The following is a 22,805-nucleotide window of genomic DNA, read 5'->3' on the forward strand; positions in this document are numbered from 1 at the left end:
ACTGCATTCTCCCGGGGGACGCTGTACCCGATTGCCGCTGCGCGGCGGGCCGGCCCCCCGGCCGAAGGACCGGGGAGCCGGGGACACGGGGGGCGTCCCTAGGTAGGGATGGATGGGGTGGGTCAGACGTCGGTGGTGCGTCGGCGTCCGGCGAGCACGCCGTACGCCACCCCGAGCGCGCCGATGACGATGCCGACCACGCCGAGCACGCGCGCGGTGGTGTCACTGGTGTCGGCGGGGGCGGCCGTCTCGGCGGCGGCGTTCTCGGTGCTGTCGGATTCGGAGTCGGAGTCGGATTCGGAGTCGGAGGTCTTCTGGGCCGCTGAGGAGCCGTGGTGGCCGTCCTCGGAGGCGTCGGAGAGCGTCAGTACGGGCGCCGGGTTCTCGGGCTCGTCCTGGCCGTCCTGCTGGACCTCGATCCAGCGGACGACCTCCTTGTCGGAGTACGTCTGGACCGCCTTGAAGACCAGTTCGTCGGCGTTCTCGGGGAGGGCGCCGATGGAGACCGGGAACTTCTGGAAGTAGCCGGCTTCGATGCCCTTGCCGGTGGCGGTCCAGGTGACTTTGGAGACGGCCTCGGAGATCTTCTGGCCGTGCAGTTCGATCGGCTTGTCGAGCGTCGTCCTGGTGACCTTGGAGGTCCAGCCCGGGACCGGTTCCGGCATCGCCGAGGCGAGCGGGTGGTCGGTCGGGAAGCTGACCTCCAGCTTGGTCGTCGACGTGGTGTCGCGTTCGTTGGGGACGCGGAAGTCCACGACCGCGTAACCGCCCTTGGCGGCGGTTCCCTCGGGCTGCACGGTGACGTGCGCGAACGCGGGGGAGGACAGGACGACCACGGCCGAGGCGGCGACGGCACCGACGGCGGCGAGACGGGAAGCCTTCATGGAAGCCTTCATGTAGGGGAGCACTCCACTTCGCTGATTCCGGAGTTGAAGAGGGGTACGCGCGTGTGAAGGTGCCGGATCGCTCGGAGCCGACCGGATCGCTCTGATCAGACCGGGTCGGTCAAAGACACGGCACGCGCGCGTGGCCGCACGACGGCGGCTCCCCGACTCAGGAAGGGGTGCTCGCGTCGTGTCAGGCGGCGAGGACGAGAACGTCGGCGGCGGGCGGCCCGCGCCGGATCACCGCGTGCCGGAGCGCGGTCGTACGGGGCTCGGGCGGCGCGAGCCGTTCGGTGCGCGGCGCTCGCGGACCGGCCTCGGGCGCCCCGGGCAGTCCGGCTCGCAGGGCGCGCACCAGCGCGAGCGCCCCGCGCAGGGACCGTACGAGCGCTCCTTCGGCGACTCCGTGCGCCGACAGTTCGGCCAGCCGCAGCAGGGCCAGGTCGCCGTGGCGCAGCAGCCAGCCGGCGGCGACGGCCGCGAGGACGTGGCCGAGCACCATCGGCAGGGAGGGCAGCAGCGCGGCGGTGGAGTCGGTGGAGCTTGTGGTGGTGGACATGGTGTCCATCGCGCCGTGTCCGTGCGTGCCCTTGTAGAGGCGGGCCTCGGTGAGGATCCGCACCGCCTGGGCGGGGCTGATCGCCGCCGTGGTCGTTCCGCAGAGCAGCCGCGCGGCCTGTTCCACGAGCGTGGCGTCCGTCGGCATCGAGGACATCGGCTGGGTTGTCGCCGCGCTGTGCTGCCCCAGCCCGAACAGGGTGTGCAGCACCGCCTGTCCGACGGTGAGCAGCGCCACGATCCCGGGCAGCGACCGCACCCGTCCGGCGAGCGGCGCCGCGACCGCGAGGACCCCGAGGAAGCCCGCGCCCAGTGTCCACAGCGGAATGGCGGCGCAGGCGGCCATGGCGTGCCCGGCCGCGGCCAGCACGACGCAGACCGCGGCGAAGACCGCGGCCCGCAGGAGCCGGAGAGCGGCTCCGGTGTGCTGGTGGGGGGCAGACATGGCGGGCTCATCATCGCACTGGCCTTATGACCGTCATACGGCAGGTCCACAAGATGACGTACACGTCGTACGACCGAAAGATCACACTCTGGTGTGAACCGGCCCCACATACCCCATCCGCCGACAGGTACGCATCCCCCGTATGGGCGGCGTCACGTCAACTGTGTGCTTATACATGGCCACTGGCGGCAATAGGTAACGGTATGTCGAGCCGCGGCCAGGAGGCTGGAGCATGAGCATCTGGTGGTCACTCCACTTGCGGCGTGAAGCCGCGAGCGTTCCGCTCGCGCGACGTCTGCTGCTCGGCACGATGGAGACCGCGGGCGTCGACCCCGATGTCTCCTACGACCTCTCCGTCGCCCTCAGCGAGGCCTGTGCGAACGCCGTCGAGCACGGCGGGGACACCGAGCGCGGCGGCATCTCGGAGGCGTATCGCGTCACCGCCTATCTGGACGGTGAGAAGTGCCGGATCGAGGTCGCCGACTCCGGTCCCGGTTTCGCCCGCTCCGAGCGGGTGGTGCGGCGTGCGCCGAGCGAGGCCGAGAACGGTCGCGGGCTGTGTCTGATCCAGGAACTCGCCGACCATGTCCACATCGGCAACAAGCCGGGCAGAGGCGGCGCGGTGGTCAGCTTCGACAAGATCCTGAAGTGGCGGAAGGACGCTCCGCTGATGGCGGTGTGAGCGTTGTCCACAGGCCTCCGTGTGTTGTCCACAGTGGCCGGATCGCTCCAACTGTCGTTGTCGGTGCGGCCGATTAGGGTCGCGGCATGGAGATCGAGTCCGAAGAGCTGCCCGGTGGTGTGATCCTGCGGCCCGCCGCGCCCGGCGACGCCGAGGCGCTGCACGTCGCCTGTGTCGAGAACCGCGAGCACCTCCGGCCCTGGGAGCCGCGCCGCCCCGAGGACTTCTTCACGGCCGAGGGCCAGAAGATACGTCTGGACGACAAGCTGCGGCAGTTCGCCGAGGGTCGGCTCGTGCCGTGGCACTTCGAGGCCGACGGCCGGATCGTGGGGGCGATCACCCTGACCGGCATCATCCTGGGGCCCTTCTGCAGCGCCTACCTCGGCTACTGGATCGCCGCCGACCAGCAGGGCCGGGGGCTCGCGACGGCGGCCGTGGAGCGGGTGTGCTGGATCGCACGGGAAGCGGTCGGGCTGCACCGGATCGAGGCCACCACGGTCGTGGACAACGCGGGCTCGCAGCGGGTGCTGGCGAAGTGCGGTTTCGAGCAGATCGGACTGGCGCCGCGCTATCTGCACGTCGACGGGGAGTGGCGGGACCACCGGATGTTCCAGAAGATCCTGCACGAGGACGACCCACAGCTGTGACAAAAGCCGCGAAACGCACAGAACTTCAGCTTCCTCGGCATTCACAGGCGGCTCTCAGCGGTCCCCCATCTCCCTGACGGACACCGTCCCTAACTTCTCGATCATGACGGGAAACCACAGGAACAAGACGATCACCAGGCGCCGCGCGATCGCCGTGACCGGCGGCACGGTCGCCGCGGGCGGCCTCGCCGTCGCCGGCTACCAGTCGGCCTTCGCCGACGACGCCACCGCCACGGCCACGGCCGACGCGACGGCCTCGGCGTCCGCCACCAGCACCAGCACCAGCAGCGAGTGCATGACCCTCATGACGAGCGTCACCGAAGGGCCCTATTACCTCGACGGCGCGCTGGTCAGAAAGGACATCACCGAGGGCAAGAGCGGCGTCCCGCTCACCCTGCGCCTCACCGTCGTCGACGCCACCGACGGCTGCACCCCGGTCCCCGGCGCGGCCGTGGAGATCTGGCACTGCGACGCCTGGGGCTACTACTCCGGCTACACCACCGCCAACCCCGGCGGCTCGGCCCCGGCCGAGAGCGAGGACGGCTCGACCGCCGACGATGCCACCTACCTGCGCGGTTACCAGATCGCCAACGCCAACGGGGTCGTCAAGTTCGAGACGATCTTCCCCGGCTGGTACACCCCGCGCACCTGCCACATCCACGTCAAGGTCCACACCGGAGGTGAGAAGGAGGACGGCACCTACGAGGGCGGCAAGGTCAACTACACCGGCCAGTTCTTCTTCGACGACGACATCGCCCAGGAGATCTTCACCCTGGAGCCCTACTCCCAGCACACCGGCAGCTACACCACCCTCGACAACGACATGGTGTACGACGGCGGCGGCGCCGCGGGCGGCCTGCTCACCCTCAAGGCGGTCAAGAAGGCAGACCCCTCCAAGGGCTACAGAGGCTTCCTGACCCTCGGCATCGACCCCGACGCCGAGAACACCGGCGCCGGCAGCGGCGGTGGCGGCGAGGGCGGCGAGGGTGGCACGCCCCCGAGCGGCGCCCCGACGGGCGAACCGCCGACCGGCAGTGCCTCCCCGTCGGCCTCGGCGTCCTCTTAGGGGCACGGCCATGAGCAGCCGCGAGGACGAAGCTCTGGCGCAGGCCGCCGTGACCGCGCTGACCGGGCAGCTGGCCCTGGCTCCCAAGCCCGGGCTGCCCGATCCGCGTGACCTCGACGCCCGCGTCACCCGCCGGGACCACTGCTCCCTGCGCTGGTCGGCCAAGGCACTCGTGCCCGGCCTCGCGGCGATGGCCGCCGCCGCCCGCCGCACCGGCGAGCCGACGCCCGGACTCCGTACGGAACTCGGCGCGATCGGCCGCTGCGCCGAGCACTCGGTCGCCCTCGCGGGAGGCGGGCACCGCGGCGCCACCTGGGTCCTGGGCCTGCTGGTCGCCGCGGCCGCCCTCAACACCGGGACCGGGGCGACGGACATCGCCGCGGCCGCCAAGGGCGTCGCCCGGCACCCCGACAAGCGAGCCCCGCGCAGGCCCTCCCGGGGTTCGTCGGTCTCGGCGAGGTACGGCGCCGCCGGGGCGCGGGGCGAGGCAAGGGCGGGATTCCCGCATGTGAGGCGGGCGTTGGACGCCCTCGCGGCGGCCCGCAAGACCGGCGCGACCGAGGGCCAGGCCCGCCTCGACGCCCTGCTCACCGTGATGTCCACCCTCCAGGACACCGAACTCCTCTACTGCGCGGGCCCACTCGGCCTCCGGCACGTCCAGGCGGGCGCCCGTGGCGTCCTGGAGGCGGGCGGCACCTCGACGGAGGCCGGTGCCGCGGCCCTGGCCGCCTTCGACGAGGACCTCCACACGCGCGCGTGGAGCCCCCGCGGCAGCGCGGGTCTGCTGACGGGAGCCCTGTTCCTGGACTCGCTGCCGATGACGAGGAGTTCACCGGTACGGGCCACCTGAACGCCCGCGCCCGGAAGCAGCCGGCGACGCACGGCCGCACCCCGGTCGGGTGGCCCTCCACAGCCGTGGCCGGGGCGGGAAGTCCTGCCCGCCGCAGCGCCTGGACGCCGTACACCCCGCTGGTTCCGTGCACGCGTGTGTGCCGACCCGTCTCGGGCCGGCACACACGCGCGTGCTCGCGCCGCGGAGCCGCTCAGCTCACGAGTGCCGGGTGCGGCTGCCGCACCTGCGCCCGGCAGGCGGCGCCCCAGCGCTGCGCGACCGGCCCCATGGCGTACGACGCCACCAGCGTCGCCGCGCCCAGCAGCAGCCACCCCGCCGTACCCCACCCGAGCAGCAGCGTGGTCAGCACCAGCGGGCCCGAGGTCCGCGCCACCGTCACGCCCGTCCCGAAGAACCCCTGGTACTCGCCGACCCGGTCGGCCGGGGCCAGATCGAAGGACAGCTGCCACGAACCGGCCGACTGCCCCATCTCCGCGACGACCTGGAGGGCCGCCCCGGCCACCAGCACCCCGGCGGCGACCCACGGCGAGGCGCCGGCGGACAGCGCGAACACCGCGCACGCCGCCAGCATGACCCACCCCGACCGCCGCACCGCACGCACCGCCGACCCGACCCCCGTGACCCCGCGCGCCATCCGCACCTGGAACACCATCACGGCCCCGGTGTTCAGCACGAACAGCGCGGACACCAGCCACGCCGGCGCCTGCGTCCGCTCGGCGATCCACAGCGGCAGCCCGAGGCTCAGCAACGGCATCCGCAGCAGCAGCACGGTGTTGAGCACCGTGACGGCGACATAGCGCCGGTCCCCCACGACGCCGAGGCCACGACGCTTCCCCGCGCCACCGGCCCCGCGCCGCTCCCCACCCCGCGCCGCCACCGAAGGCAGCCGCAGCAGCACCCCCGCACACACCACGAACGTCGCCGCGTCCATGGCGAACACCCCGAGATACGCCGCCCGCGTCCCCGCCTGGATCGCCAGCCCGCCCAGCCCCGCCCCCACCGCGAGCCCGGCGTTGAACGCCGACTGCAGATAGGCCGACGCCCCGGTCCGCTCCTCGGCGGACACCAGCCCCGCCAGCAGCGACTGCCGAGCCGCGCCCAGCCCCGACTGCGCGGCGGCATAAGCGCACGCGGCCAGAACGAACGGCAGGAACCCGCGCACGAACAGGAACGCCGCCACGCCGATCCCCGCCGCCAGCGCCAGCAGCACCGCCGTCCCCCGCGGCCCCCGCCGGTCCGCGAGCCGCCCCAACGGCACCCCCGCCACCGACCCGACCGCCCACCCGAGGGTCAGCCCGAGCCCCACGCGCGCGGGGGAGAGCCCGACGACGTCGGTGAAGTAGAACGCGGAGGTCACGAGATAGGCACCGTCACCGACGGCGTTGGTCAACTGGGCGAGCGCCAGGACGCGTTGCGGACCCGCGGGCGGGACGAGTGAGTTCGTCATGCCTACGACGTTAGAAGCGAACTGGACCCCACTACAGACCCAATAAGCAGGCTCGTTATTGGCCCAATTTATGGAGCCAGCCCGTCCAGCACCTTCCCCAGCACCTCCAACGCCTCCGGATACACCCGCTCCCGCGGCGTCCCGTACCCCACCACGAGCCCCTGCGGCCGCCCCTGGGCGTCCGGAGCGTGCCAGTGGTCCCCGAGGTGCCCGACGGCGAGCCCCTCCGCCTCAGCCCGCGCCAGGGCCTCCTTCTCGTCGGCGACCTCCACCAGGGCGTGCAGCCCGGCCGCGATCCCCCGCACCGTCCGTCGCGCCCCGAGCCGGTGCAACAGCTGGTCCCGGCGCCGCCGGTACCGCAGCCGGCAGGCGCGCACATGACGGTCGTACGCGTGACTGTCGATGAGCTCGGCGAGCGCCAACTGCCCGATGGACTCGGTGTGGTGATCGCTGTGCAGGTTGGCGTCGGCGACCGTGTCGACGAGGTGCGGCGGCAGCACCATCCATCCGAGGCGCAGCGCGGGCCCGAGGGTCTTGGACGCGGTCCCCAGATAGACGACGTGCCCCGGCGCCATCCCCTGGAGCGCCCCGACGGGCTGCCGGTCGTACCGGAACTCCCCGTCATAGTCGTCCTCGACGATCAGCCCTCAACGCGCGCGTGCCCAGTCCGTGAACGCCCGTCGCCGCTCGGGATGCAAGGTCACCCCGGTCGGATACTGATGGGCCGGAGTCAGTACGACGGCCCTGGCGTCCCCCAGCTCCCCGGCCCGAGCCCCCTTCTCGTCGACCGGCACCGGGACGACGGTCCCGCCACCCCTGCGCACGACCTCCCGGTGAAAGCCCAGCCCCGGGTCCTCCATGGCGATCTCGCCCCCGTCCAGCACCCGCGTGAGCAGCGCGAGCCCCTGCACATACCCGGAGGTGATCACGATCCGCTCGGGCGGCGCGATGACCCCACGCGCCCGCCCCAGATACCCCGACAGCGCCGTCCGCAGCTCGATCCGCCCCCGGGGATCGCCGTAGTCGTACGCCAACAAGGGCGCCGTGGCGATGGCTCTGCGCAGCGCCCGCAGCCAGGCCGCCGCCGGGAACGTCCCGACGTCCGGACTGCCGGGCCGCAGATCGAAACGCGGCGCACGCGCGCGTGAGGCCGCTTCGGGCGCGTCCTGACTTGCCGACGGCAGGGATGCGACCTCGGTGCCCGACCCCTGGCGGGCGGTCAGATAGCCCTCGGCCACGAGCTGGTCGTAAGCCGACTTCACGGTCCCGCGCGAGACGCCGAGCTCAGCGGCGAGCCGCCGAGTGGCAGGCAGCCGAGCCCCAGGAGCGAGCCGCCCGTCCCGCACGGCATCACGAAGGGCACGTTCCAGCCCGGCCCGCCGCCCATCAAGAGAGCCGAGCTCAATATGCAGGTCCACTGCACCCCCCCAAGGGGCGCGGGGCTGTGTCTGATTTGCGGCTCCGCCGCGCGAGCGCGACAAGCCCCCACACACCCGCAGCCCGCAACGAAAGGCCGGGCACCCCACCGGTACCCGGCCGTCGATCCAACCGTCAGCCCTTAAGAGAGGCCATCCAAGCCTCGATCTCTTCCGACCGCCGAGGAAGCCCGTCGGACAGGTTCCGGTTCCCGTCCTCCGTCACCAGAATGTCGTCCTCGATCCGCACACCAATGCCCCGGTACTCCTCGGGCACGGTCAGATCGTCGGCCTGGAAGTACAGTCCGGGCTCGACGGTGAGCACCATGCCGGGCTCCAGCGTCCCCTCGACGTACGTCTCGGTCCGCGCGGCAGCGCAGTCGTGCACGTCCATCCCGAGCATGTGCCCGGTCCCGTGCAGCGTCCACCGCCGCTGCAGCCCGAGCTCCAGCACCCGCTCGACGGGCCCCTCGACGAGCCCCCACTCCACGAGCTTCTCGGCCAGCACGCGCTGCGCCGCGTCATGGAAGTCCCGGTACTTGCCGCCCGGCTGCACCGCCGCGATACCGGCCTCCTGGGCGTCGTACACGGCGTCGTAGATCTTCTTCTGGATCTCGCTGAAGCGCCCGTTGACCGGCAGCGTGCGCGTGACGTCCGCGGTGTACAGCGTGTGCGTCTCGACGCCGGCGTCCAGCAGGAGCAGGTCACCCGACCGCACCGGCCCGTCGTTCCGCACCCAGTGCAGCGTGCAGGCGTGCGCCCCGGCCGCGCAGATGGAGCCGTAGCCGACGTCGTTGCCCTCGACCCGCGCGCGGAGGAAGAACGTGCCCTCGATGTACCGCTCGGAGGTCGCCTCGGCCTTGTCGAGGACCTTCACCACGTCCTCGAAGCCGCGGACCGTGGAGTCGACGGCCTTCTGCAGCTCGCCGATCTCGAACTCGTCCTTGACCAGCCGCGCCTCGGACAGGAAGACCCGCAGCTCCTCGTCCCGCTCGGCGGTGACCTTGTCGGTCAGCGCGGCCTCGATGCCGGCGTCGTACCCGCGCACGACCCGCACCGGGCCGGTGGCCTCGCGCAGCTTGTCGGCCAGCTCGCGCACGTCGGAGGCGGGGATGCCGTAGAGCGTCTCGGACTCGGTGAGGGAGTGCCGGCGGCCGACCCAGAGTTCGCCGTGGCCGGACAGCCAGAACTCGCCGTTCTCGCGGTCGGAGCGCGGCAGCAGGTAGATCGTCGCCTTGTGACCGTCGGTGGCCGGCTCCAGGACGAGGACGCCGTCCTCGGTCTGGTTGCCGGTGAGGTACGCGTACTCCACGGAGGCTCGGAAGGGGTACTCGGTGTCGTTCGAGCGGGTCTTGAGGTTGCCCGCGGGGATCACCAGCCGCTCGCCCGGGAAACGCGCGGACAGCGCCGCACGGCGGGCCGCGGTCTCGGCGGCCTGAGGGATCGGCTGCAGGTCGTGCAGCTCGGTGTCGGCCCAGCCGGACTTCATGCTCTCGGCGAGTTCGTCGGACACGCCCGGGTACAGGCCGTTCTTGCGCTGCTTGATGGGCTCCTCGGTCTCTTCCGGGCCCGCTGCGGCAGCAGCAATGGACTCAGCCGGGTTGAGCTCGTCGGCCACGGTCATCCTCCTAGATACGGCACTGGACCCCCTCCATCGTACGGTCGTGCGGAAGGGGGCCCAGGGCCGGAAGACCTGTTACCGAGCGCTCATCGAGGGGCTACTCGAAGTGCGCGGCGAGCAGCACGACGTCCTCCTCGGAGTCCGCCACGTCGAGCCCGTCCGGCAGCACGGTCCGCAGGACGTGATCGGCGATCGCGTCCGGGTCGTGCCGCAGCGCCTTCGGCACCCCGGCCGCCGCCGCGTGCAGCCGCGCGAAGGCCCGGTCGGTGGCGTCGCCGGTGCGGTGCAGCAGCCCGTCGGTGTACAGCAGAACCGTCTCTCCCGGCTCGGCCTGGAGCTCCACGCTGGGCGCCTCCCAGCAGGTGAGCATCCCGAGCGGCGCCGACACGGACGTCTCCACGAACTCGGTGCGCCGCTCCCCGACCAGCAGCGGCGGGCAGTGCCCGGCACCGGCCAGCGTGATCTTGCGCAGTGCGGGCTCGCAGTAGGCGAACAGTGCGGTGGCCGAGCGGGCGGGTTCGGTCAGCCGCAGCAGCAGCTCCAGGTCGGACAGGACGGCGACGGGGTCCTCGCCCTCCATCACGGCGTACGCGCGCAGGGACGCCCTCAGCCGTCCCATCGCGGCGACCGCGCTCGGCCCCGAGCCGGTCACCGAGCCCACCGCGAGACCGAGCGCGGCATCGGGCAGCGGCAGCGCGTCGTACCAGTCGCCGCCGCCGCGCGGGCCGGTGCGGTGCCGGGCGGCGAGCTGGACGCCGGCGACGCGGGGGAGCCGGGACGGCAGCAGTTCCTCCGACATCGTCGCCATGCACACGCGCGTGCGCTCGACTTCGACGAGGCGCGCCAGGTGCTCGGTCGCGTAGCGCGCGTACAGGCCGACGAGGTGGCGCTGGCGCTCGGCCGGTTCGGCGGGCTCGTCGTACAGCCACACCGCGGCGCCGATCCGGCCGGCGGCCTCGGAGGCGAGCGGGAGCGCGTAACAGGCCGCATAACCGAGGCGGGCGGCCACCTCGCGGTGGCGGGGATCCAGGCCGTCCTCGGCGAAGAGGTCGGGCTCGGCGATCTCGCCGTCGGCGCCCGGCAGTCCGTCGAGGATCTTGCCGTACGACATGGCGCTGCGCGGCACGGTCTCGATGTGACCGAGATCGGCCCGGGCCAGGCCCAGGCCGATCGTGGTGTCGGGGCCGAGTCCGTCGCCCGGTTCCAGTACGACGAGACCGCGCCGGGCGCCCACCAGGGCGGCTCCGGCGCGCAGCAACTCGGTCAGGGCCCCCGGGAGTGCGTCCGTGCGGGCCAGACGTTCCGTGAGTTCGTGGAGGGTCGTGAGGTCGGAGACCCAGCCTGCGAGCCGGTCCTGGAGCAGGGCCCCCGGTGCGTTCGGCGCGTTGGGCGAAGGGGCCGGAGAGGTGTCCGGGACAGCGGGCGCGGGCGCGACAGTGTGTGCGGGCGAGGGAACCGTTGAATCGATTCCGGCCACTTTCGGAGGGTGAGGGGCGTTCATGGCGTCCGGCTTTCCGACCGGTGCGTATTGCTCAAAAGCATCGCAAACCCCCATGTCATTCTGCGCCGCTAGCAGTGTCTCCACATGTACACGCACTCGTGAGGGGATGTCCAGCATTGTCCTGCCGGGATTCCTGGTGTCCATGGGTCACCGGTGCCCCTCTTGCCGAAAAGCAAAGTTGGCTTAAAACTGACTCGGGTAACGGCCTATTGCGGTCGACTGGCCTTGCTCCACAGAGCGTCACAGCGGTCGTGATGGGTACGTACTCGGAGAAGGCCAGGGGTGGTTGACAGCCACCCGGAACCTGGTGGCGGACCCGGGCGTCTTAGCCACCGACGACCGAGCCCCATCCTCCGTGGCGGAGGCGAAGAGAAACACGCGGGACGGCAAAAACGCCAGACTTCGCCACCCCCACGCCACGCCCATGCTTTTGATAGATGCAGTGTGGGTCAGGCTGCCGCGGACGCAGCCAACGCTCGGCCCATATGGGGTTCCCCTTGTCTCGGACAAGGGTGTGATGCGCCAACAGGTACGCACAGTGCAGTGATCGACACATGGTGTGATGTGGTCCACGGTGTTGCCAGCGGTGCAACGGAAAGGAACGAGCGCTCATGCGCGAGATCCTCGGAAAGGCACGCAGGCTCCTGTCCAAGCGGAACGACGGGGGGCCTGAGTTGCTCAGCGCGGCCCTGACCTTCGCGACGGAATGGCAGTGGCCCGTACTCCCCGGCGCGGCGCCGGACCCGCAGGGGCGGGCTCGTTGCAGCTGCCCCGACCCCGAGTGCACGGTCCCCGGCGCACATCCCTTCGACCCCGGACTCCTCGCGGCCACCACCGACGAGCGCATGGTGCGCTGGTGGTGGACCAACCGGCCCGCCGCGCCGATCGTCCTCGCGACCGGCGGCAAGGCGCCCTGCGCGGTCTCCCTTCCGGCCCTCGCCGCCTCCCGTGCGCTGGCCGCCCTCGACCGCCAGGGCATGCGCCTCGGCCCGGTGGTCGCCTCGCCCACCCGCTGGGCGATCCTCGTCAAGCCGTACTCCATGGAGCAGTTGGGCGAACTGCTGTACGCCAAGGACTTCGTCCCCGGCTCCCTGCGCTTCCACGGCGAGGGCGGCTACATCGCCCTGCCCCCGTCCGAGACGGGCCGCGGCGACCTCCGCTGGGAGCGCGCCCCGCTGCCCGGCTCGGCCTCCCCCTGGGTGCCCGATGTCGAGGCCGTGGTGGACGCGGTGGTGGACGCCCTCACTCGTACGGGTGTGAGCGCGCCCGAGTTGTAGGGGTGTCGGGCGCGCGCGGAACCAGCCGTCCGCGCGTGCTCGTTATCGTCCCCCTCATGAACCTTCGTCTGCTCGCCCTCGCGGGTGTCGCGGTGTGCGCCGTCGCGCTTCCTCTGGCCGTGGCGTCCGCGGGACAGGTGGGCGAGGAGACTCGAACTGCCGTACGAGACGCGGCGCACGACGATCACAAGGCGCGGGACGAGTCCGAGGCGCGGGACGAGTCCGCTCCCTCCGTCGAGCCCTCCCGCTCCCCCTTGCTCCTCGGCCTCAGGCTCGCCACCGCCGCCCGCTGCGGACCCGAACTCACCGCCCCCGAGGGCATCGAGGCGCAGACCTGTGTCCTCACCCAGGGCGAGGAGACGTGGGCGCGCACCTACTACCGCAATGTCACCGGCGGCGAGCTGGACTCCGTCCTCAGCCTCATGGCGCCCGGCGGCCGCACCGTGCAGATGTACTGCGCCGTGGGCGCGGGCGACGAGCCGGGGACCTGCGAGACGCCCCGGGAGCGGACCCAGGGCGAGCCGGGCGCGTACACGGCGATCGCGGAGTTCGCGGGGCCGGGCGGCGCGGGACCGCTCCTGCTGCGCTCCGGAAGCAACTCCGCGGAGCCTACGGGCAGTTGACACCCGGCAGCACTCTGTAAAGGCGGCCGGACACACAAAGACCCGGTTGCTGGCGACGGGGGATGCACCAGCAACCGGGCTACTGGAACGGTAACAAGAGATCGGCAGTTCGCAAATTCGATCTCGCTTATTCATCGGCTTTCCGGACACCGACTCACTTGCCCGGAGGGGGAGTTGTGATCGGAATCAGCCGCCGCGACAGCCCGGGGGCCAGCTGACCGACGAGTCAGCAAGCCCCCGGCTCGAACCTCTGTTTCAGCTGAGCGTGACCTGTCGGTTGGTCAGGCCGCCACGCGCGCGCCGCTCGTCCCCGGTGAGCGGAGCGTCCGAGGCCAGCGCGGCGGTGAGCCGCTCGGCGAACTCGGCCGCCGGCTTCTCCACATCGTCCGCGGTGACCCCGCTCGGCAGGTCCCAGACCGGCACGGTGAGCCCGTGCGCACGGAAGGAACCCACGAGTCGAGTGCCCTCGCCCAGGCCCGACTTCCCGGCCGCGTGCAGCCGCGCGAGCGCGTCCAGAAGCTGCTCCTCGGGATACGGCATCACCCACCGCAGGTGGTTCTTGTCCGGCGTCTCGCACCAGTAGGCGGCGTCCACGCCCTGCAGTTTCGCGGTCGGGATGGCCGCGGCGTTGGCCCGCTCCAGGGAGGCGGTCACCTCCGGGGTGGCGTTCTGCGCGTCCGGCACCCAGAACTCGAAGCCCGCGTGCACGACTGGCTCGAACACGCCTTCGGGGTCGAGGAGATCCTGCAGTCGCGGACCGTCGGCCGGGGCGCGACGGCCCTGCACCGGCGTGCCCGGGTCGGCGGTGAGGGCGCGCTGGAGGGTGTCGGCGAGGTCGCGGCTGATGTCACCCGACGCCGTGTCGTTCTGCAGGCCCAGCAGCACCGAGCCGTCGTCGCGGCGCAGTGCCGGCCATGCCATCGGCAGCACGGTGGCCAGGGAGACCGACGGGACGCCCTCGGGGAGGCCGCCCTTGAGCGTCAGTTCGACCGTGGCGGCCGGGACCAGCTCGCGCAGGGCCACCCAGTCCCCCTCGCTTGGCAGTCCCTCGAACGGACGCTGCACCAGCTCGGTCACCGCGTGCGCGGCCTCCCGGCCGTGGCAGGCCTTGTAGCGGCGGCCGCTGCCGCAGGGGCAGGGCTCGCGGGCGCCGACGACCGGGATCTCTCCATCAGTGATCTGAGGGCGCTTGGCCTTCGTCTGGGGTCGCTTCTTGGCCATCGTGAGGTCTCCCGGTTACGGCTCGTCTCGTACGGCGGGAGCCTAGCCGTTCACGGGGGGAGCGACGGGAGCCTGTGGACAACGTGGTCCGGTGTGCCGACCCTGTGGACGACGTGCCCGGCGGTTGGGCCGCGTCGCCTCAGTCCAGGTCGGTGAACGCGTCCGCGAAGTCCAGATCGGCGATCGCCGACACCGAGGGGGCCGTCACGCGCGTGGCGAAGTCGTCGCGGCGGTGGCCGGCGTCCGGATCATGAACGTCGTCGTGGACGACGACCCACACCGTGACCTCACCGCGGGCGTCGTCCCGGACGCCCCAGTCGTCGGACAGTGCGGAGATGATGTTCAGCCCGCGGCCGCCGTGTGCGGTGACCGAGGGCGTGGCCGGAGCAGGGCGGGTGGGCCCGCCGCCGTCCGTCACCTCGACCGTGAGTCTGCCACCGGTGTCCACCCGCCAGGCGGCGCGGACATCGCCGTCCCCGGCCAGGGCGTCGCCCAGTGGCCGGCCGTGCTTGCACGCATTGCTCAAGAGTTCGGAAAGAATCAGTACGGCATCGTCGATGACCGCTTCCGACACACCACCCGTGCGCAGCTGAGAACGCATCCGGTGTCTTGCTTCCCCCACGCCCGCAGGGCCATGGGGTACGGCCATGCTCGACGACGTGGGCACCTCCTGTGCCACCACCAACGCCACCCCCGAGACCTCCTTTGCCCCACGCCACGGTGTGGATGCCCCATTGGCCTGTACCGGAAACCGGCCGATGGCGGTCCGCTGACGCATTCGTAACGATCGAATACGGTCCGAACGCGCCGGAGCACTCCCTGTAGTCGTATGGCTGGATTTCGACGTACTGGCCGGGTGGCGAGAATGCTGGTGTCCGAGGTGCCGGGTCAAGACACCTTCACAGGTCTTTACCAGTTGTGTCCGCTTTGGTTATCTGTCCAGCTGGCGAAGGACCGCGCGCGGGCGGTTGGTGATGATCGCGTCGATGCCCAGCTCGACGCAGAGGTCCACGTCCTCGGGCTCGTTCACCGTCCAGACGTGCACCTGGTGACCGGCTCGTTTCAGCCGTTCGACATAGGCCGGATGATTGCGCACGATCCGCATCGAGGGGCCCGCGATCCGCACCCCGGCCGGAAGCCGACCGTCCCTCAACCGGGGTGAGACGAACTGCATCAGATAGACCGTCGGCAGTGCCGGCGAGGCGGCACGCACGCGATGCAGCGAACGGGCCGAGAAACTCATGATCCGCACCGGCGACTCCGCGGCCGTCGCGGGCGCGTCCAGGCCGAACCGCTTCAGCAGCACCAGCAGCCGCTCCTCGACCTGCCCCGCCCACCGCGTGGGGTGCTTGGTCTCGATGGCGAGCTCCACCCGCCGCCCGGCGTCGGCGACCAGCTCGAGGAGCCGTTCCAGGGTCAGTACGGAGGTGTCCTCGCGGTCCTCCGGTCGGTGCTCCCAGTCGGGCTCCTCGTCCCGGTTCTTCCAGGAGCCGAAGTCGAGCGCGGCCAGGTCGGCCAGCTCCAGGGCGGAGACCGCCCCGCGCCCGTTGGACGTACGGTTGACGCGTCGGTCGTGGACGCAGACGAGATGGCCGTCGGCGGTCAGGCGTACATCGCACTCGAGGGCGTCGGCGCCGTCCTCGATCGCCTTCTTGTACGCGGCCAGAGTGTGCTCCGGGGCCTCCTCGGAGGCGCCACGGTGGGCGACGACCTGAATGCTGTGCTGCCGTGCGTGGGTCACCGCGTCATGGTGCCACCGCGGCGGGGTACGCGTCGCACGAGGACGCCGATAGGGGGCGTGAGGAGACCGTATTCGGGCGTCATTCGGACGGCGTCCGAGGCGGTCGCCGAGATGCGCCCCTTTTGCGCAACAGGTCCCATATAAAGGATGGTCGTGGACCCACAGCCACCGCTTATGGTGCTCTGACGGCCTGTGGGAAAAGCTGACGGCATACAAAAGCACATGCACAGCTGCATCGCGCCGGACCGTCGGCAAGCGTGACGAGCGTGACCGAGTGCGACCGAGGACAACAGCCGTGGATCGAGGAGAAAAGCTGTGAGCACCGAGAACGAGGGCACTGCGGTACCCCCGGCCCCGTCCGCACCTCCTGTGCCGGTGGAATCCCCCGCAGCCTCCGCACAGGCGGCGCCCGGCAGTGGCGCCCCGACGACCCCGCTCCCCAGTACACCCCCGCACGCCCCCGGCGCACCGGAGCAGCAGCTGGTCCACGCGGGCCAGGCACCGGCGTACGCCTCGGCGGGCGCGGGCGGTCCGCAGGGCGGTGCCCCGGGCCAGGCGCCGGACGCCTCCTGGCCGCCCCCGCCCCCCGCGACCCCGATGTACGCCGACAGCGGCTCGGGCGGCGGCGCGGGTGCCGGCGGCTGGGGCGCCTCGTACGAGCCCCCCGCGCCGAAGTCCCGCGGTCGCGGCGGTCTGATGGCGGCGGTCCTGATCGCCGCGCTGGTCGCGGGCGGTCTGGGCGGCGGCCTCGGCTACACCCTCGCCAAGAACGACGACAACACCTCCTCGACCACCGTCTCCGCCGCCGACAGCGGCGGTTCCGTCAAGCGGGACGCGGGCACGGTCGCGGGCGTGGCCGCGGCGGCGCTGCCGAGCACCGTCACCATCCAGGCCGAGTCCAGCAGCGGCGAGGGCGGCACCGGCACCGGCTTCGTCTTCGACCGTGAGGGCCACATCGTCACCAACAACCACGTGGTGGCGGACGCGGTGGACGGCGGCAAGCTGACGGCGACCTTCCCGAGCGGCAAGAAGTACGACGCCGAGGTCGTGGGCCACGCTCAGGGCTACGACGTGGCGGTCATCAAGCTCAAGAACGCACCGAGTGACCTGAAGCCGCTCACGCTGGGCGACTCGGACAAGGTGGCGGTGGGCGACTCCACGATCGCCATCGGCGCCCCCTTCGGCCTGTCGAACACGGTCACGACGGGCATCATCAGCGCGAAGAACCGCCCGGTGGCGTCCAGCGACGGCAGCGGTTCGAACGCCTCCTACATGAGCGCCCTCCAGACCGACGCCTCGATCAACCCGGGCAACTCCGGAGGCCCCCTCCTCGACGCCCAGGGCAATGTGATCGGCATCAACTCCGCGATCCAGTCGACCAGCAACGGCGGCCTCGGCGGCACCAGCCAGTCCGGCTCCATCGGCCTCGGCTTCGCCATCCCGATCAACCAGGCCAAGTACGTCGCCCAGCAGCTGATCGAGACCGGCAAGCCCGTCTACGCCAAGATCGGCGCCTCGGTCTCCCTGGAGGACTCGACCGGCGGCGCGAAGATCACCGAGCAGGGCGCCAGCGGTTCCGACGCGGTCGAGGCGGGCGGCCCGGCCGCCAAGGCGGGCCTGAAGCCCGGCGACGTCATCACCAAGCTCGACGACCGCGTCATCGACTCCGGCCCCACCCTCATCGGCGAGATCTGGACCCACAAGCCCGGCGACAAGGTCAAGATCACCTACGAGCGCGACGGCAAGACCAACACCGTCGAACTCACCCTGGGCTCCCGCCAGGGCGACAGCTGACCCCACGCGCGCACGGTCACCGGTTACTCTTGTCCCCGCGCCGCCGGTGACCTGCGGCGCGGGGAAGCGTGCCCGAGCGGCCTAAGGGAACGGTCTTGAAAACCGTCGTGGCAGCGATGTCACCGTGGGTTCAAATCCCACCGCTTCCGCTGGGAATGGCGTGAGAGTAAGTCAGAAGGGGCGCAGCCGAGTCGGCTGCGCCCCTTCTGGGTTTCAGGTGTCACGCGGTTCGTCGCGTGTGTCCCGTCTCTGGCCCCAGCCCGCGAGCTTCGTCAGGTCAGGTCAGGTCAAGTCAGGTCAGAGCAGGGCAGCTCAGCTCAGCTCAGCTTGGTGATGTCGAGCTGACCCAGCCTGTGCGCTTCGCGGATCTTCTTCTTGTCGAACTTGCCCACACTCGTCTTCGGCACGGCCTCGATGATCGTCCAGCGCTCCGGAAGCTGCCACTTGGCGATGTGGCCCTCCTCGGCGAGGAAGGCGCGCAGGGACTCGAAGTCGGCGGTGGAGCCCTCGCGGAGGACGACCGTGGCCAGCGGGCGCTCGCCCCACTTGTCGTCCGGGACGGCGACGACGGCGGCCTCGGTGACGTCCGGGTGGGACATCAGGGCGTTCTCCAGCTCGACCGAGGAGATCCACTCGCCGCCGGACTTGATGACGTCCTTGGCGCGGTCGGTGAGGGTGAGGAAGCCGTCGGCGGAGATCGTGCCGACGTCGCCGGTCTTCAGCCAGCCGTCCTCGCTGAACTTGTCGGCGGGGCGCAGGGGTTCGGCTCCGGGGCCGTTGTAGTAGGCACCGGCGATCCACGGGCCGCGGACCTCCAGCTCGCCCGCGGACTCGCCGTCCCAGGGCAGCCGCTCGCCGCCGGGGCCGGTGAGACGGGCCTCGACGCTCGCCGGGAAACGGCCCTGGGTGAGGCGGTACGCGAACTCCTCCTCCGTGCCCACCACATGGGCCGGCGGACGGGCGATGGTGCCCAGCGGGGAGGTCTCCGTCATGCCCCAGGCGTGACAGACCCGCATGCCCAGCTTGTCGAAGGCCTCCATGAGGGAGGGCGGGCAGGCCGAGCCGCCGATGGTGACCTGGCCGAGGGAGGAGACGTCCCGCGGCTTGGCGGTGAGCTCGGCGAGCAGGCCCTGCCAGATGGTGGGGACGGCGGCCGCGTGGGTCGGCTTCTGCGTCTCGATCATCTCGGCGAGCGGCGCGGGCTGCAGGAAACGGTCCGGCATCAGCAGGTTCACGCCCGTCATGAACGTGGCGTGCGGCAGACCCCAGGCGTTGACGTGGAACTGCGGGACGACCACCAGGGAGATGTCCTGGTCGGTGAGGCCCATCGACTGGGCCATGTTGACCTGCATCGAGTGCAGATAGATCGAACGGTGGCTGTACACCACGCCCTTGGGGTCGCCCGTGGTCCCGGACGTGTAGCACATGGCCGCGGCCTGCCGCTCGTCCAGCTCCGGCCACTCGTACGCCGTCGGCTTCCCGGCGATCAGTTCCTCGTACTCGTGCACCTGCACGTCGGCCGCCGCGAGCCCGGCACGGTCGCCCGGCCCCGACACCACCACATGCTCGACGGTCTTCAGGTGCGGCAGCAGCGGGACGAGCAGCGGCAGCAGCGAACCGTTGGCGATCACGACCCGGTCGGCCGCGTGGTTGACGATCCAGGCCAGCTGCTCGGGAGGCAGCCGCAGGTTGAGGGTGTGCAGGACCGCGCCCATGGACGGGATCGCGAAGTACGCCTCGACGTGCTCGGCGTTGTTCCACATCAGCGTCGCGACCCGCTCGTCGCCCGCGACCCCGAGGTCCTCACGCAGCGCGTGCGCCAGCTGGGCCGCGCGGCCGCCGATCTCGGCGAACGAACGCCGGTGCGGCTCGCTCTCACCGGTCCAGGTGGTCACCTGTGATGTGCCGTGGATCGTGGACCCGTGGGTCAGGATCCTCGAGATCAGCAGCGGTACGTCCTGCATCGTGCTCAGCACGGCGTCCTCCCGGGGCGACATTGCCTACGCGGTAGTAAGGGTTGGGCTGATTCTGCTCACATACCGCTCGGTATGTCACTAGGCAGCGGCGATCGATCACGTCACGTTGCGTTCACATGGACGTGCGGCTACCGGAGAGGCGGTGGTCGAGGTCAGGGCCGGTCGGGTCGACCGGGTCGATCGGGTCGATCGCGCTGGTCGGGCTGGTCGGGCCGGTCAAGGCCGGTCGGGTCCACGGAAGGGCAAGGTCTGGCTGTAGACGACGCTCGTGGTCGTACTGCCGAAGCCCGCCAGCTCGTCCATGAGGATCTCCAGATGCGCCATGGAGGTCGCGGCCACCTTCAGCGTGTAGCAGTCGTCGCCGGTGGTGCGCAGACACTCGAGGATCTCCCGCCGCTCGGCGAGCAGTTCCCGCAACGGCTGGTGCCGGTTGCCCGGATACTTCAGCCGCACGAGCGCCAGCACGGGGTACCCCACCTTGGCCAGATCGACCTCGGCCCGATAGCCGGTGACGACCCCCTGCGCCTCCAGCTGCCGCACCCGTTCCGTGGTGGCCGACGGGCTGAGATTCACCCGCCGCCCCAGCTCGCTCAGGGAGATACGGGCCTCCTGCTGCAACTGCCGGATGATCGCCCAGTCGACCTCGTCGAGATTCACGGCCATACCGAAAATCTACCGCGAGATTCCCGGCGTCCGGCCACGGCAACCGAGAGAAGTCCATTCCGTTCCCCCTGATCGCCGCTATAGCCTCAAGCAATGCAACTGGGCGTCAACGTACCCAACTTCGGCCCCGGCACCGACCCGGGCGTCCTGCGTGAATGGGCCCGCGTCGCGGAGGGCCTCGGCTACGACCTCCTCATGGTCTCGGACCATGTGACGGTCACCCCGGATGTCGCCGAGCGATACCCCGAGCCGTTCTACGAACCGTTCACCACCCTCTCCTGGCTGGCCGGCGCCTCCACCACCCTGCGCCTGGGCACCACCGTCCTCGTCCTCCCCTACCGGCATCCCCTGCTCGTCGCCCGCATGGCCACCAACCTCCAGCAACTCAGCGGCGGCCGCTTCGTGCTCGGTGTCGGTGTCGGCTGGGCACGCCAGGAGTACGAGGCACTCGGCGTGCCGTTCACCGCACGCGGGCGACTGACCGACGAGCACCTGGCCACCCTGCGGAAGACCTGGCGCCCGAAGGACTCTGCGGGCTCCTCCGTCCCCGTCTGGGTCGGCGGCAACAGCGATGCGGCGATCCGGCGAGCCATCCGCTTCGGCGATGCCTGGCACCCACTGCGAGGCACCCTGTCCTGGCTGCGCTCGGCCGTCACGGACCACTCCCTGCCGGGCTTCGCCCCACGCATCGCCCTGCGCCTGACGACCACCCCGGTCGACGACCCCGAACGTCCCGCCGGCGTCGGCACCCTCGACCAGATCCTCGACGACCTCGACCAACTCCGCCTGCTCGGCGCCGAGACCGTCGTCCTCGACCCCTACCACGGGGACCCGGAGGAGACCCGGCGTCCGCACCGGGCCTGGCAGGACCTCACCGCCATCGCCACCCACTGGAGGAACCGCTCATGATCAGCACCGCCGACGAGCGATTCCTGCGCCGCGCGATCGCCGTCGCGGCCCACGCCGTCACCCTGGGCGACGCCCCCTACGGCTCCCTGCTGGCCGACCCGGACGGCGAGATCCTCGCCGAGGCCCACAACACGGTCCGCCGTGACAACGACATCAGCGCCCACCCGGAACTCAAGCTCGCCCGCTGGGCCGCCCGCGAGCTCACCCCCGACACCGCCGCCCGCACCACCCTCTACACCAGCTGCCAGCCCTGCGGCATGTGCACCGGCGCCATCATCCGCTCCGGCCTCGGCCGCGTCGTCTACGCCCTCGCCACCGAACAGCTCCTCGAACTCAACCCGTCCTCGGACTGGCCGACGGTCGACCAGGAGGGCCCGGCCCTGTTCGACGAGGCCCGGATCCCGATCGAGACCTACTACCGGCCTTGACCCGTCGGGGGCGCGGGAGCGGTCCACGCCTTTCCGGGCGCCCAGAGCCTGTCGGGCGGCGGATCGGGCCAGCGGCTCAGTCCGGGGCTCAGACCGGCTGCGAGAAGCAGCTCAGCTCCTGGCGGGCGGGCGGCGCGGGGCCGACGGGGAGCCTCCTGCTCGGGGGAGTCCGAGCGTGGAGGAGTCCGAGCGCGGGGGAGTCCGAGCGTGGAGGAGTCCGAGTGTGGAGGAGCCGAGCGTGGAGGAGCCGAGTGTGAGGGACTCGGCAACCGACGGCCGCGAGGCTGAGGGACGCCCCCTCTCGCGGACCGTGTGCCAGACCCCGCGACGCCGGCGCAATCTGCCGGACAGGCCCTGGCGAACTGCCGGACAGTGACAGGCCCTAGCGAACCAGCCCCAGCTCCGAGTCCTCCCGCAGCTTCCCCAGCGCCCGCGACACCGCCGACTTCACGGTGCCCACCGACACCCCGAGCACCTCGGCCGTCTGCACCTCGCTCAGATCCTCGTAGTACCTGAGGACGACCATCGCCCGCTGCCGGGCCGGCAGCTTCACGATCGCCCGCCACATCGCGTCGCGCAGCGCCTGCTGCTCGGCCGGGTCGTCCCCGCCGGGCACCGGCTCGGGCTCCGGGATCTCGTCCGTCGCGAACTCGTCCACCTTGCGCTTGCGCCACTGCGAGGTGCGCGTGTTCAGCAGCGCCCTGCGCACATAGCCGTCCAGCGCCCGGTGGTCCTCGATCCGCTCCCAGGCGACATACGTCTTGGTGAGCGCGGTCTGCAGCAGGTCTTCCGCGTCGCACGGGTTCGCGGTCAGCGACCGGGCGGTACGCAGCAGCATCGGCTGGCGGGCCTTCACATACGACGAGAAGGAGGGGTACGTCGCGTACGGAGGGCGGGTCTGCCTCGCCGGTACCGCGACGTCCGAAGCGCTGGTGCAGACGGGTGTGGTCATGGCTCCACGCTAGGAGTGAGGGTGCCTCCGGCTCATCGGCCGCAGGTCCCGAAGACGACTCCGCCTCAGGTTGTAGGGGTGGGGGTGGCTCCACCTCCTGAG

20 protein-coding genes, 1 tRNA gene and 1 pseudogene are annotated in these 22,805 nt (G+C 71.3%); 10 read left to right on the forward strand and 12 right to left on the reverse strand.

Features of this window, described 5'->3' with window-relative positions; translation table 11 throughout:
* Positions 1 to 122: 122 nt before the first annotated feature.
* Positions 123 to 884 carry a YcnI family protein gene (locus PH203_RS18105; protein ID WP_289921104.1) on the reverse strand — a complete coding sequence of 254 codons (762 nt, stop codon included), beginning with the start codon at positions 882 to 884 and terminating at the stop codon, positions 123 to 125.
* 193 nt (positions 885 to 1,077) lie between these two features.
* Positions 1,078 to 1,887: a hypothetical protein gene (locus PH203_RS18110; RefSeq protein WP_289921105.1), complete on the reverse strand. Its 810-nt coding sequence runs from the start codon at positions 1,885 to 1,887 to the stop codon at positions 1,078 to 1,080.
* Positions 1,888 to 2,119: 232 nt separating this feature from the next.
* Between PH203_RS18110 and PH203_RS18115 the strand changes: the two genes are divergently transcribed.
* The 4 genes from PH203_RS18115 to PH203_RS18130 all read left to right on the forward strand — a co-directional run bounded on the left by PH203_RS18115 (position 2,120) and on the right by PH203_RS18130 (position 5,132).
* A complete protein-coding gene (locus PH203_RS18115) occupies positions 2,120 to 2,569 on the forward strand; it encodes an ATP-binding protein (RefSeq protein ID WP_289921106.1) in 450 nt (149 codons plus the stop codon).
* Positions 2,570 to 2,655: 86 nt separating this feature from the next.
* Positions 2,656 to 3,216 (forward strand): GNAT family protein, encoded by a 561-nt coding sequence (locus PH203_RS18120; protein WP_289921107.1) that lies wholly within the window; start codon positions 2,656 to 2,658, stop codon positions 3,214 to 3,216.
* A gap of 103 nt (positions 3,217 to 3,319) precedes the next feature.
* Complete coding sequence (locus PH203_RS18125; protein ID WP_289921108.1) at positions 3,320 to 4,282, forward strand: intradiol ring-cleavage dioxygenase; 963 nt, start codon at positions 3,320 to 3,322, stop codon at positions 4,280 to 4,282.
* Between the two features lie 10 nt (positions 4,283 to 4,292).
* Positions 4,293 to 5,132, forward strand: a complete 840-nt coding sequence (locus PH203_RS18130) for a triphosphoribosyl-dephospho-CoA synthase (protein WP_289921109.1) — start codon at positions 4,293 to 4,295, stop codon at positions 5,130 to 5,132.
* A gap of 193 nt (positions 5,133 to 5,325) precedes the next feature.
* Here the strand turns inward: PH203_RS18130 and PH203_RS18135 are convergent, their stop codons facing one another.
* The 4 genes and pseudogenes from PH203_RS18135 to PH203_RS18150 all read right to left on the reverse strand — a co-directional run bounded on the left by PH203_RS18135 (position 5,326) and on the right by PH203_RS18150 (position 11,236).
* On the reverse strand, positions 5,326 to 6,582 hold the full coding sequence (locus tag PH203_RS18135; protein WP_289921110.1) for an MFS transporter: 1,257 nt from the start codon (positions 6,580 to 6,582) through the stop codon (positions 5,326 to 5,328).
* A gap of 68 nt (positions 6,583 to 6,650) precedes the next feature.
* A pseudogene (locus PH203_RS18140) lies at positions 6,651 to 8,000 on the reverse strand (PLP-dependent aminotransferase family protein).
* Between the two features lie 133 nt (positions 8,001 to 8,133).
* Positions 8,134 to 9,621, reverse strand: coding sequence for an aminopeptidase P family protein (locus PH203_RS18145; RefSeq protein WP_289921111.1), 1,488 nt, complete (start codon positions 9,619 to 9,621; stop codon positions 8,134 to 8,136).
* A 94-nt stretch (positions 9,622 to 9,715) separates the two neighbouring features.
* Positions 9,716 to 11,236 (reverse strand): PP2C family protein-serine/threonine phosphatase, encoded by a 1,521-nt coding sequence (locus tag PH203_RS18150; RefSeq protein ID WP_289921309.1) that lies wholly within the window; start codon positions 11,234 to 11,236, stop codon positions 9,716 to 9,718.
* A gap of 494 nt (positions 11,237 to 11,730) precedes the next feature.
* Here PH203_RS18150 and PH203_RS18155 point away from each other — a divergent pair, with 494 nt between their 5' ends.
* Positions 11,731 to 12,396 carry a bifunctional DNA primase/polymerase gene (locus PH203_RS18155; RefSeq protein ID WP_289921112.1) on the forward strand — a complete coding sequence of 222 codons (666 nt, stop codon included), beginning with the start codon at positions 11,731 to 11,733 and terminating at the stop codon, positions 12,394 to 12,396.
* A 56-nt stretch (positions 12,397 to 12,452) separates the two neighbouring features.
* Positions 12,453 to 13,019, forward strand: a complete 567-nt coding sequence (locus tag PH203_RS18160; protein WP_289921114.1) for a hypothetical protein — start codon at positions 12,453 to 12,455, stop codon at positions 13,017 to 13,019.
* A gap of 255 nt (positions 13,020 to 13,274) precedes the next feature.
* Here PH203_RS18160 and PH203_RS18165 read toward each other — a convergent pair whose 3' ends face one another.
* The 3 genes from PH203_RS18165 to PH203_RS18175 all read right to left on the reverse strand — a co-directional run bounded on the left by PH203_RS18165 (position 13,275) and on the right by PH203_RS18175 (position 15,981).
* On the reverse strand, positions 13,275 to 14,240 hold the full coding sequence (locus PH203_RS18165) for a DUF5926 family protein (RefSeq protein WP_289921115.1): 966 nt from the start codon (positions 14,238 to 14,240) through the stop codon (positions 13,275 to 13,277).
* 139 nt (positions 14,241 to 14,379) lie between these two features.
* Positions 14,380 to 15,018, reverse strand: coding sequence for an ATP-binding protein (locus PH203_RS18170; protein WP_289921116.1), 639 nt, complete (start codon positions 15,016 to 15,018; stop codon positions 14,380 to 14,382).
* Between the two features lie 153 nt (positions 15,019 to 15,171).
* The gene (locus tag PH203_RS18175; protein ID WP_289921118.1) at positions 15,172 to 15,981 is read right to left on the reverse strand and encodes a glycerophosphodiester phosphodiesterase; all 810 of its coding nucleotides are present in this window, start codon (positions 15,979 to 15,981) and stop codon (positions 15,172 to 15,174) included.
* A gap of 315 nt (positions 15,982 to 16,296) precedes the next feature.
* Between PH203_RS18175 and PH203_RS18180 the strand changes: the two genes are divergently transcribed.
* Positions 16,297 to 17,775, forward strand: coding sequence for a trypsin-like peptidase domain-containing protein (locus PH203_RS18180; RefSeq protein WP_289921119.1), 1,479 nt, complete (start codon positions 16,297 to 16,299; stop codon positions 17,773 to 17,775).
* Positions 17,776 to 17,837: 62 nt separating this feature from the next.
* Positions 17,838 to 17,924: transfer RNA gene (locus tag PH203_RS18185), tRNA-Ser, on the forward strand.
* Positions 17,925 to 18,092: 168 nt separating this feature from the next.
* Here the strand turns inward: PH203_RS18185 and PH203_RS18190 are convergent.
* Both PH203_RS18190 and PH203_RS18195 read right to left on the reverse strand, forming a co-directional pair.
* Entirely contained in the window at positions 18,093 to 19,772 is a 1,680-nt protein-coding gene (locus PH203_RS18190; RefSeq protein WP_289921120.1) for a long-chain fatty acid--CoA ligase, read from the reverse strand.
* A gap of 195 nt (positions 19,773 to 19,967) precedes the next feature.
* Positions 19,968 to 20,414 carry an Lrp/AsnC family transcriptional regulator gene (locus PH203_RS18195; RefSeq protein ID WP_289921121.1) on the reverse strand — a complete coding sequence of 149 codons (447 nt, stop codon included), beginning with the start codon at positions 20,412 to 20,414 and terminating at the stop codon, positions 19,968 to 19,970.
* Between the two features lie 93 nt (positions 20,415 to 20,507).
* On the opposite strand from PH203_RS18195, the gene PH203_RS18200 reads away from it, so the two are divergent.
* Positions 20,508 to 21,323, forward strand: a complete 816-nt coding sequence (locus PH203_RS18200) for an LLM class flavin-dependent oxidoreductase (RefSeq protein ID WP_289921123.1) — start codon at positions 20,508 to 20,510, stop codon at positions 21,321 to 21,323.
* Positions 21,320 to 21,751 carry a nucleoside deaminase gene (locus tag PH203_RS18205; RefSeq protein ID WP_289921124.1) on the forward strand — a complete coding sequence of 144 codons (432 nt, stop codon included), beginning with the start codon at positions 21,320 to 21,322 and terminating at the stop codon, positions 21,749 to 21,751. Before PH203_RS18200 ends, PH203_RS18205 begins: the two co-directional genes overlap by 4 nt.
* 382 nt (positions 21,752 to 22,133) lie before the next feature.
* On the opposite strand, the gene PH203_RS18210 is transcribed toward PH203_RS18205, so the two are convergent.
* Entirely contained in the window at positions 22,134 to 22,703 is a 570-nt protein-coding gene (locus tag PH203_RS18210; RefSeq protein WP_289921125.1) for a SigE family RNA polymerase sigma factor, read from the reverse strand.
* Positions 22,704 to 22,805 lie beyond the last annotated feature (102 nt).

This window comes from Streptomyces sp. S.PB5 (assembly GCF_030403745.1).
GTDB lineage: Bacteria > Actinomycetota > Actinomycetes > Streptomycetales > Streptomycetaceae > Streptomyces.